Here is a 16,962-nt window from a genome sequence, read left to right on the forward strand (position 1 = left end):
CAGGGAACAGGGAACAGGGAATAGGAAATAGGGAACAGGGAATAGGGAACAGGGAACAGGGAATAGGGAATAGGGAACAGGGAACAGACTAATAACTAATGACTAATGACTAATGACTAATAACTAATGACTAATGACTAATGACTAATGACTAATGACTAATGAACAATCATGAGTGGCAAGACCTTAATAAACGCTATCTTTTAAATGCTCTAGAGAAATTGCGGCAATTACTAGAAGCAAAAATTAAAAGCCTGGAAACCGATGAACCGGTCGAAATTTCTCCTCTCAATTTTCCCGTTCCTCCTGCATTAAAACACATTTCTCAGCAATTCAGACTATCTTCATTTGAAGAAAATATCTTGCTATTGTGTGCCGGCATGGAATTTGATGGCGGGTGGGGTGTACTCTGTGCTAAGGCGCAAGGAGACTTACAAAAACCCTATCCTACCTTTAGTTTAGCCTTGGCAACTTTACCTAACCCTCATTGGAATGCCTTAATTCCCACTGCGCCTCTACGACAATGGCGGCTTTTAGAACTTGGTAATAGTAATAGTATTACCCAAGGACAATTATGGCTTGATGAGCGTATTACTAACTATTTGGCGGGAATTTCTCATCTAGATGAACGATTAATTGGCTTAGTAGAACCTGTAGAAAATTCTCTTCCCTTAGTTCCTTCTCATCAAAACCTTGTTGAACAAATTATCAAAATTTGGACTCAAGAATCTCAAGGAGCCTTACCCATAATACAGTTATGCGGCAACGATGGATTAACTAAACGGGCTATCTCAGCATCAGTTGCCCAAAAATTAGGACTAAATCTTCAGATTCTTTCTGCTGAAATTTTACCGCTTGATTCGACGCAACTCAATTTAATTCAATGTTTGTGTGAACGGGAATGGTTACTTTCTGAAAACGCTCTTGTCCTAAATTGTGATTATTTAGACAATACCGATGGGATTAAAGAAGGATTAATTGCCCATTTTATTGAAAAAATTCACTGTCCTTTAATTGTTAACACTCGAGAGCGCCGCTTTCAACGAGAACGCCCCCTAATGACTTTAGAGGTAGATTATCCTACCACCTCTGAACAAGAGGCACTCTGGCAAAATATGCTCTTAGATACTGAGGGAAATTTCAACGGACAAATTAAGGCTTTAGTCACCCATTTTAATCTGAACGTCTCCACCATTTCTACAGTCAGTTGGCAATTTAAAAATGTGGTCACTGAAAACAGTGAGCCTAGCGAGATTTCCCATCATATTTGGGAGATTTGCCGCGTTCAATCTCGTCCCCGTTTGGAAGAATTAGCTCAACGAATTCACTGTCATGTTCTCTGGGAAGATTTAATTTTACCCGAAGAAGAACGACAAGTATTGCAGGAAATTACTGCCCACGTTCGTCAAAGACTTTTAGTTTATGAACATTGGGGATTTAAAAATAAGAGTAGTCGAGGACTGGGAATTAGTGTCTTATTTGCCGGAGGGAGTGGTACAGGAAAAACTCTTGCGGCTGAAGTATTGGGCAATGAATTACGCTTAGATGTCTATCGAATTGATCTCAGTTCAGTGGTGAGTAAATATATTGGAGAAACTGAAAAGAATTTAAGAAGAATTTTTGATGCGGCTGAAGGGTGCGGCGCGATTTTACTTTTTGATGAAGCTGATGCCTTATTTGGTAAAAGATCTGAAGTTAAAGATAGTCATGATCGCTATGCAAATATGGAGGTTAGTTATCTTTTACAACGAATAGAAGCTTATCGAGGATTAGCCATTTTAACAACTAATCTTAAGGATGCTATCGATCAAGCTTTTCTGCGTAGAATTCGTTTTATTGTGCAGTTTCCTTTCCCTGATGCTACTCAAAGGGCGGCAATTTGGCAGACGGTATTTCCCCCTCAAACTCCTACTGAAGGATTAGATTTTCAGAAGTTAGCCCGCTTAAGTGTGGCCGGAGGCAATATTCGTAATATTGCTTTAAATGCGGCTTTTTTAGCGGCTGATGCTGGCGAGGCGGTTCAAATGAAGCATATTTTACAGGCGACTAAGAGTGAGTATATTAAGTTAGAAAAAACTTTAACAGATACGGAGATTAAAGGTTGGGTGATGGCTAAATAGATGAGCCTGAAAAAGTGAAAATTTATTGAGCTTTAATTTCTGTCCAAGCTTGATCATAAAGGGCTGTTGCTTGCCCTACATTTTGCAGAAAAGTAAGTTTTTTTCTAATTTCGGCAGGCGGATAAATACCGGGATTATGGCGATCTTTTTGATTAATTAATCCTTGGTCTAAAGCGGTCTGATTAGAGGTGGCATAATGCACAAAATTAGCATTTTTAGCCGCCATTTCCGGAGCCGACATAAAATTAATAAATTTCTCAGCTAATTCTTTATGAGGGGCATCCTTGGGAATACAGAGATTATCAATAGATATGAGTGACCCTTCTTTAGGAAAAGCATAACGAAGTTTGGGATTTTCTTGCACTCTTTTGAGAATATCCCCATTCCATTCCACAATGATGGTTACCTCTCCTTGCTCTAGTAAGTTCTCTCCATTATCTGCGGCAAAGGCTGCAATATTCGCTTTATGTTCTAATAAAAAATTTTTCGCTTGTTCGATTTCTTGAGGATTTGTTGTGTTTGGACTATAGCCTAAATATATTAAAATTACACCTAACATAGCTCGCGGATCATCATTAACGGCCACTTGTCCTTGATATTTCCTGGAAAAAATTTGTTGCCAACTATCAATTTTTTCTCCGGTTTTTTCCCCATTATAGCCCAAGCCTAACGCGCCCCATACATAAGGAATACTATATTGATTTTTGGGGTCAAAATCCTGGTCAATAAGTTGTTTATCAAGATGCTTAATATTAGTAATATTTTGCGGGCTAATTTCTTCTAATAAACCTTCTTTGGCCATGATTTTAACATAAACGTCTTGAGGAAATACTAGATCATATCCAGGATTTCCGGCTTTTAGCTTGGCATAAAGCGCGTCGCTAGAATCGTAGGTATCATAATTAATTTTCGCCTTAAATTCTTGCTCAAATTGTTGTAAAACTTCTGGAGCAATATAGTCTGCCCAGTTATATATATTAAGAACGGCAGAGTCGGAAACATTATTAGTAGAAGTATTGGGCTTGCTCTGGCATCCTAATATTATTAAAGTCCCGAGCAAAAACAAAATTAAAAAGCGGCTAATTTTTTTCATCTGGAGCATCCGATTTTTGTCATTCTGAACCTGATCCTTCCCACAGCGAGGGATGACAAGATCAGTTGGGAGCTTCCATTGGAATTCTCACTTTTCATAAGCCCCTTCTAGAGAGATAATAATTTAAGTTGCTGTCATTTTAGCTTATTTTGCCTCAAAAACAATAAAACCCCCGAAACTATCCGGGGGTATGCAGAGGAATTTTAATTAATCATTAGCCAACTTGTACCTTGACAACTTTATTTTTTTCTTCTTCTGCTTTTGGTAGAGTCAGATTGAGAATTCCATCTTTATATTCAGCCGTAACGTGGCTATTATCCACATGAGCCGGCAGAGGAATCACTCGGCTAAACTTGCCGTAACGAAACTCGGTGCGGGTTACGCCATTGTTTTCTGTCTTGTTTTCTTCTTTGCGTTCACCGCTAATAGAAACGCCATTTTTGCTAACTTGAATATCTAGATCTTCTTTATTCATTCCAGGAAGTTCTAGTTTAAGATGAATAGCTTCCTCGGTTTCAGATATTTCAGCCGCAGGAATAGCATTTTGTTTCCCAACAGTAAGACGAGATTCATCAAATAAGTGGTTTAGCTGATGTTGTAAAATGTCCATTTCACGGAAAGGGTTGTAGCGAACTAAAGTCATTACCATAGCTGAGTGTCCTGTTAATTAGTTGAATCATCTTTAACTGTTTTAATAGTAACTAAATTCCAAAACTGATCAATTCGGTTTTAGGAACTTAATTAAGGGTAATTCCCGAATAATACAGAGGATTATTTAGGGTGGAAAACCTAACTTGTAAGGTTCGGTTAAGTACCTAGACATGGACATAACTACAGGAAAGCAAGGATTTGCCTGAGTATCTCTTGCCTATTACCTATTGCCTGTTCCTGCTGTCTTAACCGCCAAAGCGGCTGCTATATGAACTTTCTCAACTTTTTTTATCATTGCATTACAAAGTTGAACATTGTCGAGAAAAAACCCCACATATAGATTCCAGGAGCCATAAGAATAGGCAACTTATGAAAGGAGCGCTTTATGAGTAGTTGTGTTTGTTACTGGAATCTTATTCGTCGCCAACAGCCTAACGTCCAAGTTAGACTGCACCGGCCTGAACTTTGTTCATCAAATTGTCAAATCAATTTAGGACAAGCAATTTGGATAGCGTGTAATCTAGAAGACAAAGACTTAGAAAAACGATTTGTTCCCTTTCTTGTCTAAATAAGAATGAATAGGAATAATTGCTCTGAAAACTTTCTATTCTTTACCGAAGACGCTTAAGTCTAGTTCACTGGCTGCATCACGGTCTAAAAATAGAGTGGTATGAGGATGAAGGCGTAACCCAGATGCGGGACAACTAGAATTAATTGTCCCTGTCAACATTTCTTTAACAATCTTTGCTTTACTTTTTCCAAATGCTAAACACACTATTTTTTTAGCTTCTAAAATCGTGCTAAGGGTTAAAGTATAAGCATATTGAGGAACCCTTGCCAAACTGGGAAAATATCCCTGTTCAACACCAGTTAAACGAGTTTGTTGGGCGAGTTTGACGATTTTAACCCGATAGGGATCGTTAAAATTAGCTACCCCAGGTTCATTAAAGGCTAAATGACCGTTATGACCAATTCCCAAAAAGCATAGATCAATGGGATGTTGTGTTAACAGATGAGTATAGCGATCACATTCTGCCAACGGTTCTGCGGCTTCTCCTTGAATGCCATAAAAATGCTGAGGATTAATCTGCTTAAGGAGTCTTTCTTGTAGAAAGTAGCGAAAACTAGCGCTCTCATGCGCTTCAATCCCTAGAAATTCATCGAGATGAAATAAAATGATGCGGCTCCAATCAATTTCAGCAGTAGCCGCTAGAATGTCAAGTAATTCAATTTGTGAATTGCCGGTCGCTAATACAAGAGTTGCGGTTTGTTGTTGAGATAAAATTTGTTGTAAGTATTGTATTACAGATTGGGCGGCGGCGTGGGCTAGGCTTTTTGAAGAGGGACAAAGACATAGGCAGAGAGCATCAATATTGAATGCTTGAGTCACCATTGATTTAATTCCCGTCAATTTCTGAGTGGCTTTCATCATTTTAAGCTGTTACACCCCAAATTGCTTGTCTATCTATTGTCTTATTGTTCTTTAATTTGAGTGGTTATAGGGAAGTCATTGAGAATCATTTTTTTTTATTTACTTAGTTTTACGGTTTTAGTATTTAGTAATTTTTGATACTGTTTGTAGAGAGCCAAATTGATAAACTTTGCAACGGAATAAAAATGATAAAAATCTAAAAAAAGCTTCTAGGGTTCCGATTTCCTGGAAATGTCTGGTCCAAGAGAAGCGGGCTGCCTTAAAAGAATTATTGTTACAAGATAAATATTTAGTAGGTGGCTACACGGCGGGAAAAAAACCCGGGAGGAAAGAGAGAGTAAAATAAGATAGCTCTCTAGATAATCTCTCTGGGATTTTTGGCATTGTTTACTTTTTTGGATGAATCCTACTGACAGGAGTAGAAAATGAGTTCCAATTTCTTTCAACCGCCTAATGACAATACTCAAGGTAATTCAAGTAACGGTCATTCAACAGAGGCCCAACAAGGATTAGAAAAAGAAGCAAAACTTCCCCTGACTGGATGGCAACAGGAAGTCTCTACTGGATTAGAGTATGGATTAGAAGCGGCTGACAGTATTCGTGATCGCACGATATCAACCTTTTCTCGCGGGGAACTTCCCCATTATGCTGGCATTAACACCTTTATGAAAGCTCCCTACTTAGAAGATGTCCGTCGAGTAGGAGAGTACGACGTAGCGATCATTGGTGTACCTCATGATTCTGGGACAACCTATCGCCCAGGAACCCGTTTTGGCCCGCAAGGGATTCGCCGGATTTCTGCTCTTTATACTCCTTATAATTTTGAATTAGGGGTTGATTTGCGTGAACAAATAAAGCTGTGTGATGTCGGAGATATTTTTACCATTCCCGCCAATAATGAAAAATCCTTTGATCAAATTTCTAAAGGAGTCGCTCACGTTTTTAGTTCGGGGGCCTTTCCCATTATTTTAGGAGGAGATCACTCCATAGGATTTCCGACGGTGCGGGGAGTGTGTCGCCATTTAGGAGACAAAAAAATCGGCATCATTCACTTTGATCGCCACGTAGACACCCAAGAAACCGATTTAGACGAACGGATGCATACCTGCCCCTGGTTTCATGCCACCAATATCAAAAATGCGCCCGCAAAAAATCTGGTGCAATTAGGGATAGGCGGCTGGCAAGTCCCCCGTCAAGGCGTAAAAGTCTGCCGGGAACGGGCAACCAATATCTTAACCGTAACCGATATCGTGGAAAGGGGATTAGATGCGGCGGCTGAGTTTGCTATAGAACGGGCAACCGACGGAACCGATTGCGTTTGGATCAGTTTTGATATTGACTGCATAGATGCAGGATTTGTTCCCGGTACCGGTTGGCCCGAACCCGGGGGATTATTACCTCGAGAAGCCCTCTATCTGCTAGGTAAAATCGTGCAGCGAGTTCCCGTTTGTGGTTTAGAAGTGGTGGAAGTGTCTCCTCCTTATGATATCAGTGATATGACCTCGCTGATGGCCACTCGGGTGATCTGTGACACGATGGCTCATTTGATCCTCTCCGGTCAACTTCCCCGCCAAGAAAAGCCTGCTTACATTCATGCTGAAGATCAACCTGAAACCGTCGCTTGGAATTAAACCATGCACGAAACCGACATGACTAAGGCCCTAATTGTAACTGTAACTGACTGGTGGGAAGCTCAACCTGATCAGCCCAAAATTTCCCACATTCATCTGATCGTTGGGCAATTTACTTGTGTGGAACCAGCTAGTTTACAATTCGCCTTTGATGTTCAAACAAGCAATACTTTTTTAGAGGGAGTCAAACTGGTTATTAGAGAAACTCCCTTAATTGCTTTTTGTCATCGCTGTCAACAGGAGTATCGCCCGGCCATTGGCATTGCTTATGCTTGTCCTCAATGTCGATCGCCAATGGAAGATATTCGTTCAGGACGAGAACTCAAAATAGACCATATACAATACTCAAACTCAAGTGAAACTTATGCACCAAACCTTTGATGCAGCCTTAGAAATTAACTTGCTCCATGCTAACCAACAAGGAGCCGACCATAACCGAGAACATTTTGATCAATGGGGAATTACTTGCTTTAATATCATGAGTAGCCCCGGAGCCGGCAAAACCGTTTTATTAGAAAAGACTCTTTCTCACCTCAGCCAAGAGTTAAAAATTGCCGTCATTGAAGGCGATATGACCACAGAATTAGATGCTGATCGCCTTCGTCTGTATGGGGTTCCGGTTATTGCCATTAATACTGGTCGTTCCTGTCATTTGGACTCGAAAATGGTAGCGGGTGGAATTCATCAATTGGCTCACCAATATAACCCTTCAGAATTTGATTTAGTTTTAGTGGAAAATGTCGGTAATTTAGTTTGTCCGGCAGAATTTGAAGTAGGCGAACACGCTAAAATTGCTCTTTTGAGTGTAACAGAAGGAGAAGATAAGCCCTTAAAATATCCAATTATGTTTCAACAAGCCGATTGTTTATTGATTACAAAAATTGATTTAGCGCCTTATTTAGATACTGATATTGAACGAATTAAAAATAATGTTCGGCAGATGAATCCCCATGTAACCATCATTCCCATTTCTGCTAAAACTGGGGAGGGGTTAAATGTTTGGTTTGATTGGGTACGCGCTCAAATTCATCAGTCATTAGTCATTAGTCATTAGTCATTGGTCATTAGTCACTGGTCTTTCGCCGGTTAAGGGTTAAGTCAAAAGAACTCATAACTAAAATTGTTAGATAAGTTATGAAACAGCGAGCGCTCATTCTTTATATCACCTTATTTTTTGTTACGCTGACCTTGACTGTCGGTTGTGTTAATCCGGCTATATATATTAAAACCACCAACGAAACTAATACAACTATTTCGGTTGGAGAGGGGGCTGTTAGATTAGGATTTAGTGCTTGGCCGGGTTGGTTTCCTTGGGAAGTTACCGATCAAAAAGGCATATTTACAAACAATAGTATACCCGTCGATCTCAAATGGTTTGATGGCTATCTTGAATCGATCAACACTTTAACCGCTCGGCAAATTGATGCTAACAGCCAAACGCTAGGAGATACAGTTAATTCTGTCTCAGGGGGAGCCGATCAAGTTATTGTGTTAGTTAACGATAACTCTACAGGTAATGATAAGGTAATTGTTCGAGATGGCATCAATTCAATTACTGATCTCAAAGGAAAAAAAGTAGCGGCTGAAGAAGGTACAGTGGATCATTTTCTGCTATTATTAGGCTTGAAAAAAGCGAATTTATCTCCTAAAGATATTGAATTTGTCCCTTTAGAAACCGGGCAAGCCGCCACCGCTTTTGTGGGTGGACAAGTAGATGCTGTTGCTGTTTTTGCGCCTTTTACTACTCAGGCTTTAAAGCGTCCTGGGAGTCGAGAGCTTTTTAGTTCTAAAGACTTTCCGGGTGCAATTTCTGATCACCTGGTTTTTACTCGCCAGTTTATCGAAGAAAAGCCGGACCAGGTTCAAGCGATTGTAAATTCATGGTTTGAAACCTTGGATTATATTAAAATTAATACAGAGGAAGCCTATAAGATTATGGCGCAACGAGCGGGAGTGCCACTGGCGGAGTATCAAAAATATGCTCAAGGAACTCGACTTTTTTCTGTTGAAGAGAATTTAAAAGCTTTCCAGCCCGGAAACGACCTCAGTTCTTTGAGTTATGCTGCTCAACAAATGAGTCAATTCTTGATCGATGTGGGTTTAGCCAAAAGTAAACCCGATATTAATCAATTATTTGATGCTCGATTTGTTAAAACTTACGCTCAAAAACATCAGCAATGATAACCAATCTCAGAGCGGCAATCGGAGGGAATTATATCATAAATTGGGTACTTATAAAAATGAGTCGAATTTCAGGAACTATGACAACACAGAGCCGCTCAAAAATTTTACGTCGTACCGTTTTATGGGAACTGGTTGAAGAGATCCCTAAACCCATTTCTACCCTATTAATTATTACTTCTATTGCCGTTCCTATATTTTTATGGTGGTTAATTACTACTTTCGGGAACATAGACCCAAAATTTTTACCGTCACCCGCTAAAGTGATGGAAGCATTTGGGCGGCTTTGGAGTACCCGAGAGTTATTAAAAGATACAGTAGCTAGTCTTTGGCGTGTGGGAGTAGGGTTTTTCTTGGCCTCTATTTTATCAATTCCTCTGGGTATCTTGATGGGCAGTTATGCCACAATTAGAGCTTTGTTAGAGCCGATCTTTGGACTAATGCGCTATATGCCGGCTCCGGCTTTTATTCCTTTATTAATTTTATATTTAGGCGTGGGAGAAGAACCGAAAATTCTCCTAATTTTTATTGGGGTATTTTTCTTTAATGCCTTGATGGTTATGGATACGGTTAAGTTTGTCCCCAAAGATTTAATCGAGTCAACTTATATGTTAGGGGGAAATCGTTGGCAAACCTTAATTCAAGTAATTTTTCCCCATGTTGTACCCGGAATTATTGATGCTTGCCGCATTAATTTAGCGGCGGCTTGGCAATTAGTAATTGTTTCTGAATTAATTGCTTCTACAGAAGGGTTAGGCCGTCGGATTAGTGTAGCAGGCCGTTTTTTAAGAACCGATGAAATTTTTGTCGGGTTAATTGTTATTGGTGTGATTGGGTTGTTTTTTGACCTGCTTTTTCAATATCTGTTGCGCGTTTCTTGTCAATGGGCAACTCAAAAGCGTTAATTTATTGATAAGTTTTGTAAAATTTTAAGAAAAATTGTTTACGTTCCAGTGAGTTTTAAGGAGTTAAGCTATGTATCTACAAATCATCAATCTACATAAACATTTTGCCACCAAACAAGGAAATTTAGTGGTTCTCAAAGATATTAATATGACCATTAAGCAAGGAGAATTTATTTGTGCTGTGGGTGCTAGTGGTTCAGGAAAATCTACTCTCTTGCGCCAAATAGCCGGACTCGATAGGCCTACGGTGGGAGAAGTGAAAATTGATGGAAAACGAGTTACAGGACCAGGTCCAGATAGAGGAATGGTTTTTCAGCACTATACGCTTTATCCTTGGATGAATGTTCAAGAAAATACAGAATTTGGCCTAAAGTTACAAGGTTTTTCTCCTCGAGAACGACGAGAATTAGCTAGTTATTTTCTTAATATGGTAGGATTATCCAATTTTGCTAAATCCTTACCGAATCAGTTGTCAGGCGGCATGAAGCAGCGTGTAGCTATTGCTCGTGCTTTGGCTTCTAATCCCAAAGTGTTATTGATGGATGAACCGTTTGGCGCTTTGGATGTTCATACTAAGGAGTCTATGCACGAGTTTATGCTGACTCTTTGGGAGCGCACCAATATTACTGTTTTTATGATTACTCATGATGTGGAAGAGGCGGTGTTTCTTTCTAATCGAATTTATGCGCTTGGCGCTCGCCCGGGTACGGTGAGAAAGGAGATTAAGATTAATTTACCCGAGCGTAGTCATACTGTTAAGCGGCATTCGAGTTTTCATAGTTATCGCGATGAGTTGATGGATTTGATGCGGACTCATGGCCAGGAGGCAATGGCGGCGGCTTAAAAGATTATTTCGCGGTTATGAGCAAAGCCGCAACAAGGACGCTGAGAGATTTTTTTATCGAAGATTTTGGGTTAAAAACCTCCCCCTTCTAGGGGGACTTTGTAAACGGTTACTACAGATAACAAATTTATCTATTATTTTCTTTTATGTGCAAGTAATTAGAAGGGAATATCGTCTAGTTCTTTCTCTATTGCTTTAACTCTTTCTTGTAGCTGAATTGCTAATGGATAATCATTTAATATAATGGCAGCATCAGCCGCTATATTACAAGCGTTAAATTGAAAATTCATGGGAATTTCTTCATCGTTACATAAAGGTAAAAGAATTTCAAGGCTTTTTTGATATTCTTTATTTATTACTAAAGTTTCTCCATAAATTATTTTTTCTTCAACATTTAATTTATTTTTTTGATAGAGTGGTTCTATTGCTCGAATGGCATTTTTTATAAATCGTTCTGCTTGATGCTCAATTTTAATTTTTAATTGTCTAAGATATTCTTTTCCTAAAATTATTTGAACTTCCTCATCGTCGGGTAATAATTCCAATAACTTCCAGCAAAAAATTTTCATTTGCGTTGAATTTTTAGTTAGTTTAAAAAAGCGCATTGCCGTTCTATAAATTTCGGGATGAGGATAGATAGCCGCTAATTCTAAAATCTGCTTTTCTGCTTCTTCTTCTGGCAGGAAAAGAATTTTTTGAGTAAAAATTTCTATTTGTTTTAAAATATTGGTTTCAGCTAACTCTATTTGAATAGCATAAAATAATTTTACGTAATTACTGACTAATTCTTCATGACTGTCAGACTCAGTTATAGCAAGAAACTCTTTTTGCTCTAAAGCAGGACAAGAAAACAAGAAAAACAGTTTGTTATCCTCAATATCAAACAACTCACAACAGTCTTGCTTAAACCCCATCAAATCATCAGGTTTAGGAACCCGAGAGACAACTAATTTAACCTCAATAGACTTCCCCAACGCTTTAGCAATTTGACTTTGTTCAATTAAGTTTTTAATATGCTTTGTAACCCGAATACTCTCCGAACTCAAAGAAGAAAGCATAATCACTTCATCCGCAAGTTGTTGAGTACATAACCCTGAACTCTCGGTTATCCCTGTTCGAGAGTCAATAATCACAAAATCCGCTTGTAATTCTTCCTTAATATGCGCTAAAAACTGTTGAAAAAATGCCACTCCTTCTCGTTGAGAAAAAATAATTCCCCAATCTAACTGGCTTAATTTTTTATAATATTCTTCAGTCAAATATTGACCGGCGGGAATTATCCACAAAGAAGCCGGTTTTCCGGTTTCAGAAGCTTCTAGAGGAACAGAAATACAAAGGTCTTTAATATTTCCTAACTCTTCGTTGTACTGCTGATAATGCAGGATATAATCTAAAACACCTTTTTGAAAGTGCGGCGGTTCAGGTAAATTAAACTTCGCGTCTATACCAGGTGCTTCTAAATCAAAATCAATCAGAACTGTTTTTAATCCCAACTTAGCTAGATAAACTGAAAAATTAGCCGCCGTAAGGGACCTTCCTACACCTCCTTTATAAGAATAAAATGTAATGGTTTTCATGAAGCAATCCCCCATAAACTGTGAGTCTTTTTAATAATCTCTTTTACTTCTTCACATTGCCTTTTTTGTTCGGGTGAAATCGATGGGAATTCAGGGGGTTTTGATGCTGGTGTAGAAGATAAATTTTCAGGAGGGTTTAAAACTGATGTAATTGCTCCTTCAATTTCTTCTTGTTCTTTTCTTAAATAAGCAGGGATGACTTGAAATTTTTGGTCATTGAGTAAAATAGCGGCTTCAAAATCGGCTGCTAACCCATCTAAATAAGCTAAAACTGATGCAAAAGTATGGTCATTATTAGCACTTTCTAGTTTAGATACCCATCCCTGAGTAACTCCCAACTTCTGCGCTAATTCTTTTTGTGTCATTCCTACCCGTTTGCGAAGATTCCGCATCCCTTGGGTTAACGCGATCCTAAATAGTTCTTGTCGTTCAATTAGACGGTTTTCTGGAGTGTCGGGAATAATATCATCTAAAAAAGCTAAAACATCATTGTTGTTATTTTGAGTCATTTTCGCTTTCCTCCCTTTCTATTACACTATTTAACCGTTTAACAGCGATGGCTATTTCTTTGGTAGGGGTTTTTTGCTTTTTCTTCTTAAAACCATGTAGCAATATTAAACGTTTACCTGTGAAAGCACAAAGGAAAATTCGAGGGTTATTAGGGGTGTTGTCTAAGCGTAATTCATAGAGGTTATTTTGTTCTTTGATTTTACTGAGAATATCTGATCGTTCTCTTAATAACTGTAATCCCCAAGTTTTCAGTAATTTCAGGCGTAGTTGCAACTGCTTCAGTTCCCCTTCAGTTAAATTAGCTTCTTTGAGAAACTTTTTGACTGGTTCATTTGTATCAAATTCGCGGTAAAACTCAATTTGCCATTCTTCATCCACTCCTGAACTCTCCCCTTATATTATTACATATTTAGAATAGTTGGCCAAGTCTGAGGATGTACCAAGGAATTCTATAGGCAGGATGGGTTCTGAAGAGGCCTTCTCCTATCGGCAGATTAGGAATATTTTTCGGTAACTGTTGCATCTGAGCTTTGATGAAAGACTTCGCTCAATATTCTAGCATGGAATATTTTAAGAACTATATTCTAAATTTAAAATATTTAGTCTATCCATCGGTTTCAAGACTCTAGCTAAAAGAAGACAAGGAAAATCCTCTCCTTGTCCTCTTAAATGGGTCTTCTAGATAACTGTCCCGTCAGGAATAGTGGCGTTTTTCATGACCACAACAATACCATTGCGGATTAAAAAACCTTGATCTTCACGGTCAGCTTCTTCTATGCGGTCTTTATTGATAATTAACACATTTTTGCCAATGTGAGCGTTTTTATCAATAATTGCTCGACGAATTGTTGTACCTGCGCCAATTCCTTGAGGAACTTTACCGGCTTGGGAAGCCGCTTTGCGTTGTGCCGAGGATTCGTAAAAATCTAACCCCATCAGCAAACTATCTTCAATGGTACAACCGGCTTCAACCCGAGCGCGAATCCCGAGAACAGAATGGTGAATGCGGCATTCTTTGAGAATACAGCCCTCACTAATCATCGATTCTGTAATGGTACAGTCGACCATTTTTGTCGGAGGCAAATAACGGGCACGGGTATAAATGGGGGCTTTTTCATCATAAAAGCTGAAAGCTGGGTAAGGCTGCTGAGTTAAAGCTAAATTCGACTCATAAAACGCCTCTATCGTCCCAATATCTTCCCAGTAACCCTTAAATAGATAAGCCTGAACATTATGATCCGCAGATGCGGCGGGGATAATTTCCTTACCGAAATCTGTTTGTTCTAAGTTAGCTCGTAGCAACTTACCTAAAACATCTTTCTTAAAGACATAAATCCCCATTGAAGCAATATAAGGGCTTTTTCTAGCCTGGTCTGGAGATAAGCCTAAAATAGTAGTATCCACCTGCATTTGTTTGAGGGCATCACCTTTAGGCTTTTCAGAAAAGTCAATCACCCTACCGTTATCATCAATTTTCATCAAACCAAAACTCGATGCCCGTTTCTCATCAATGGGAACAACTGATAGGGTAATATCGGCGTTGGTTTCCCGATGACGTTGTATAAACTGACGGTAATCCATTCGGTAAAGATGATCCCCCGAAAGAATCAGATATTCGTCTATATCCCATTCTTCCATCAGCCAAAGATACTGACGCACAGCATCAGCCGTTCCTTGGAACCAACCCGGATTTTCCGGTGTTTGTTGGGCTGCCAGTACCTCAACGAATTCGTCATTAAAACCATTAAAATTATAGGTTCGGGACAAATGACGGTTGAGGGATGCAGAATTGAATTGGGTCAGAACGTATATTTTGGTAATCTCTGAGTTAATGCAGTTGCTTACAGGAATATCAATTAAGCGATATTTACCGGCTAAGGGAACTGCGGGTTTTGCTCTGAGTTTGGTTAAGGGATAAAGGCGTGTTCCAGCACCGCCTCCAAGTATGATAGATAAGACTTTTTTCACGAATAAAACCTCGCGATTGCCTGTTACTGTTACCTCTCAAGTCAAGTTTAAGACTCTCTGGCAAATCTAGGTAGGGGGGGATGGCATCAAAAGACAGAAATTTACAGCAAAACCCCTCACAGCAGGATTTTTGCATCTGTCTCAAGAGGAAAAATTTTTACGGTGAAACAAAATTTTAGTAGAGTTAGTCCAAGAGCAACAGTGGATGACTCATAACTGACAACGAACTCCATGCGCTTTCTTGGCAAAATTTCTCTGTGTCTAATCTTTCTAAGTTGCCCCTATATTTTGCCTTCCTCCTCCCAAATCAGTCAATGTCACTGGATGGCATGGGGAGCCGGTGAAGCACGAGAATTTGGTTCTCAGGGAACTAATGGTAAAAATGGTGAACGGGGACAAAATGCTCAAAATGCAGACAGTACCACCGTTTTTGCTGATGGTTCTCCCATAAAGCTCAATTTAGCGGGACAAAATGGCAAGGACGGTAACAACGGACAGAATGGGACAGATGCTAAATGTCTTGAACAACCCCAAAATGTGACTTATGATCTACGTGCGGCTAATGGGGGTAATGCCGGCAATGGCGGCGATGGCGGTGATGGGGGAAATGGAGGAGATTTAACGGTTTATTCCACTAATATAGCTAACCTTAAACAAATTACGGTTAATGCTGTGGGGGGTACAGCAGGACAGCCCGGCATAGGGGGTACAGGCGGTAAAGGATGTCGCTGTAGTCAACCCTATTGGACAGTAGAAACCTGTAAAGGAAAACCCGGTGATGCGAATTATCGTTGTACTACTCAAACCTTTCGCTGTCAAAATGGGCTAGATGGAATTAATGGAACTTCAGGAAGAGTGGGGCGAGAAGGACGTTTAGGACAACTAACTTTAATTAACCTGAATCGTCCTCTAGTAGATGATAAACCAGGTGCCAGCGTGGCTCTATCGGAATTGAAAGATAGAGGCTTTACCTTATCAAAAAATAAATGGGAAACTCTTACGGGTGCTTTAGCTTTATTTGCTCCGGGTTCGGTAATTGATGATCAATATCGGTTTTTGGTAGAACGATTAGAACATTCTTTTTTGTTGATTTGGAATGCTCCCCAATCTTTTGAAAAATTTGCCGCTCAAAAAATGTCTTTGAGTTTAGAAAATAATGGACAGATAAAGGTTAATCCTCCGGCACAAATCTGGCTTGAAGCAACAACTCAACAACAAAATAATTTTACTCAGTTTATTGTTTACAATGCGATTTTAGAAAAAGAAGCCACCGAGTTAGTCAGTGAAAAAATTACGGGAAATAGAACAGATTTTCAGTTAACGTTGGAAGACAAAGCCAATTTATCCAATCTCATTTCCACAAAGTTTTTGGTTAAATATCGTACCACTCGCTCTGATCCTCGTTTTCGTCCAGTGTCAGATTATCGCACTCGATACGAAGGACCTATGCCGCCAGAATTGCTCCGTTTTCAAGGCAATAAATTTACCTTTGAGATCGGAAAATTACCGATTGATCCTGAAGATATTAAACCCGGACAAGGATTTGAAATAGAAATTATCGCCACTCGTTCTTTCGGGGGTTATTCCAAAGAGCAAACTATTGTAGTTCGAGATGTGATTCCGGGTTTGAAGTAATCCCATTTTCTCTAAAATTGCTCTCATTGCTCCCCCCAACCCCGCATGAGTTCGGTCTTGCTCAGTTTGCGCTAATTTTTGAGAAATCTAAGTAACTATACTCAGATATCCGAACTTGAATGATCAAATTTCCTATGAGATGATATTTTTACTCACTTTTTGGGAATGCTATAACTATTAGAATTTTTGAGAAAAATTTTATGACCTTAGCCATTTTTTTTATTAATCTTGCTCAAATTGGCATGATCTCAACAGCCTTATCTTTAGTCGCTCTACATTTGTTAAAAGTCAATTTATGGAACTACGATGATAACGAAGTGGTGAAAATTTTTGAAATAGTCAGAGTGATGGGACTATTTCTGATTATACTTTCGATTATTCTCTTTTTTACTATCGCTTTTATCAGTACCTAAAA

At 39.2% G+C, this 16,962-nt stretch carries 17 protein-coding genes and 1 riboswitch; of the genes, 10 read left to right on the forward strand and 7 right to left on the reverse strand.

The window, feature by feature from the left end:
- The first annotated feature begins 161 nt into the window (after positions 1–161).
- Positions 162–2,120, forward strand: coding sequence for an ATP-binding protein (locus tag CYAN7822_RS09930; protein WP_013322123.1), 1,959 nt, complete (start codon positions 162–164; stop codon positions 2,118–2,120).
- Between the two features lie 22 nt (positions 2,121–2,142).
- Here CYAN7822_RS09930 and CYAN7822_RS09935 read toward each other — a convergent pair whose 3' ends face one another.
- Both CYAN7822_RS09935 and CYAN7822_RS09940 read right to left on the reverse strand, forming a co-directional pair.
- The gene (locus CYAN7822_RS09935) at positions 2,143–3,222 is read right to left on the reverse strand and encodes a polyamine ABC transporter substrate-binding protein (RefSeq protein WP_245602721.1); all 1,080 of its coding nucleotides are present in this window, start codon (positions 3,220–3,222) and stop codon (positions 2,143–2,145) included.
- 205 nt (positions 3,223–3,427) lie between these two features.
- Positions 3,428–3,856, reverse strand: coding sequence for an Hsp20/alpha crystallin family protein (locus CYAN7822_RS09940; RefSeq protein WP_041933194.1), 429 nt, complete (start codon positions 3,854–3,856; stop codon positions 3,428–3,430).
- A gap of 393 nt (positions 3,857–4,249) precedes the next feature.
- Between CYAN7822_RS09940 and CYAN7822_RS35610 the strand changes: the two genes are divergently transcribed.
- Positions 4,250–4,432, forward strand: coding sequence for a hypothetical protein (locus CYAN7822_RS35610; RefSeq protein WP_013322126.1), 183 nt, complete (start codon positions 4,250–4,252; stop codon positions 4,430–4,432).
- A gap of 36 nt (positions 4,433–4,468) precedes the next feature.
- On the opposite strand, the gene CYAN7822_RS09945 is transcribed toward CYAN7822_RS35610, so the two are convergent.
- Positions 4,469–5,296, reverse strand: a complete 828-nt coding sequence (locus tag CYAN7822_RS09945) for a glucosamine-6-phosphate deaminase (protein ID WP_013322127.1) — start codon at positions 5,294–5,296, stop codon at positions 4,469–4,471.
- Between the two features lie 198 nt (positions 5,297–5,494).
- A riboswitch (guanidine-I (ykkC/yxkD leader) is annotated at positions 5,495–5,625 on the forward strand.
- Between the two features lie 96 nt (positions 5,626–5,721).
- Between CYAN7822_RS09945 and CYAN7822_RS09950 the strand changes: the two genes are divergently transcribed.
- The 6 genes from CYAN7822_RS09950 to CYAN7822_RS09975 all read left to right on the forward strand — a co-directional run bounded on the left by CYAN7822_RS09950 (position 5,722) and on the right by CYAN7822_RS09975 (position 10,857).
- The gene (locus CYAN7822_RS09950) at positions 5,722–6,927 is read left to right on the forward strand and encodes an agmatinase family protein (protein ID WP_013322128.1); all 1,206 of its coding nucleotides are present in this window, start codon (positions 5,722–5,724) and stop codon (positions 6,925–6,927) included.
- A gap of 3 nt (positions 6,928–6,930) precedes the next feature.
- Positions 6,931–7,308, forward strand: coding sequence for a hydrogenase maturation nickel metallochaperone HypA (hypA, locus tag CYAN7822_RS09955; RefSeq protein WP_013322129.1), 378 nt, complete (start codon positions 6,931–6,933; stop codon positions 7,306–7,308).
- Complete coding sequence (gene hypB, locus CYAN7822_RS09960; protein ID WP_013322130.1) at positions 7,292–7,981, forward strand: hydrogenase nickel incorporation protein HypB; 690 nt, start codon at positions 7,292–7,294, stop codon at positions 7,979–7,981. The genes hypA and hypB overlap by 17 nt, the downstream gene beginning before the upstream one ends.
- Positions 7,982–8,061: 80 nt before the next feature.
- The gene (locus CYAN7822_RS09965; protein ID WP_013322131.1) at positions 8,062–9,108 is read left to right on the forward strand and encodes an ABC transporter substrate-binding protein; all 1,047 of its coding nucleotides are present in this window, start codon (positions 8,062–8,064) and stop codon (positions 9,106–9,108) included.
- 80 nt (positions 9,109–9,188) lie between these two features.
- Entirely contained in the window at positions 9,189–10,013 is an 825-nt protein-coding gene (locus CYAN7822_RS09970; RefSeq protein ID WP_216701595.1) for an ABC transporter permease, read from the forward strand.
- 70 nt (positions 10,014–10,083) lie between these two features.
- Complete coding sequence (locus CYAN7822_RS09975; protein ID WP_013322133.1) at positions 10,084–10,857, forward strand: ABC transporter ATP-binding protein; 774 nt, start codon at positions 10,084–10,086, stop codon at positions 10,855–10,857.
- Between the two features lie 158 nt (positions 10,858–11,015).
- Here CYAN7822_RS09975 and CYAN7822_RS09980 read toward each other — a convergent pair whose 3' ends face one another.
- The 4 genes from CYAN7822_RS09980 to CYAN7822_RS09995 form a co-directional block, all read right to left on the reverse strand.
- A complete protein-coding gene (locus tag CYAN7822_RS09980) occupies positions 11,016–12,434 on the reverse strand; it encodes a KGGVGR-motif variant AAA ATPase (RefSeq protein ID WP_013322134.1) in 1,419 nt (472 codons plus the stop codon).
- Positions 12,431–12,943 (reverse strand): helix-turn-helix domain-containing protein, encoded by a 513-nt coding sequence (locus tag CYAN7822_RS09985; protein ID WP_013322135.1) that lies wholly within the window; start codon positions 12,941–12,943, stop codon positions 12,431–12,433. Before CYAN7822_RS09985 ends, CYAN7822_RS09980 begins: the two co-directional genes overlap by 4 nt.
- On the reverse strand, positions 12,930–13,322 hold the full coding sequence (locus CYAN7822_RS09990; RefSeq protein WP_013322136.1) for a type II toxin-antitoxin system RelE/ParE family toxin: 393 nt from the start codon (positions 13,320–13,322) through the stop codon (positions 12,930–12,932). Before CYAN7822_RS09990 ends, CYAN7822_RS09985 begins: the two co-directional genes overlap by 14 nt.
- Positions 13,323–13,622: 300 nt before the next feature.
- Positions 13,623–14,912: a glucose-1-phosphate adenylyltransferase gene (locus CYAN7822_RS09995; protein WP_013322137.1), complete on the reverse strand. Its 1,290-nt coding sequence runs from the start codon at positions 14,910–14,912 to the stop codon at positions 13,623–13,625.
- 231 nt (positions 14,913–15,143) lie between these two features.
- On the opposite strand from CYAN7822_RS09995, the gene CYAN7822_RS10000 reads away from it, so the two are divergent.
- Positions 15,144–16,547, forward strand: coding sequence for a hypothetical protein (locus CYAN7822_RS10000; RefSeq protein WP_013322138.1), 1,404 nt, complete (start codon positions 15,144–15,146; stop codon positions 16,545–16,547).
- A gap of 200 nt (positions 16,548–16,747) precedes the next feature.
- Positions 16,748–16,960 carry a hypothetical protein gene (locus CYAN7822_RS10005; RefSeq protein ID WP_013322139.1) on the forward strand — a complete coding sequence of 71 codons (213 nt, stop codon included), beginning with the start codon at positions 16,748–16,750 and terminating at the stop codon, positions 16,958–16,960.
- Positions 16,961–16,962: the final 2 nt, after the last annotated feature.

Origin of the sequence: Gloeothece verrucosa PCC 7822, assembly GCF_000147335.1 — a bacterium.
Taxonomy (GTDB): Bacteria; Cyanobacteriota; Cyanobacteriia; order Cyanobacteriales; family Microcystaceae; genus Gloeothece; species Gloeothece verrucosa.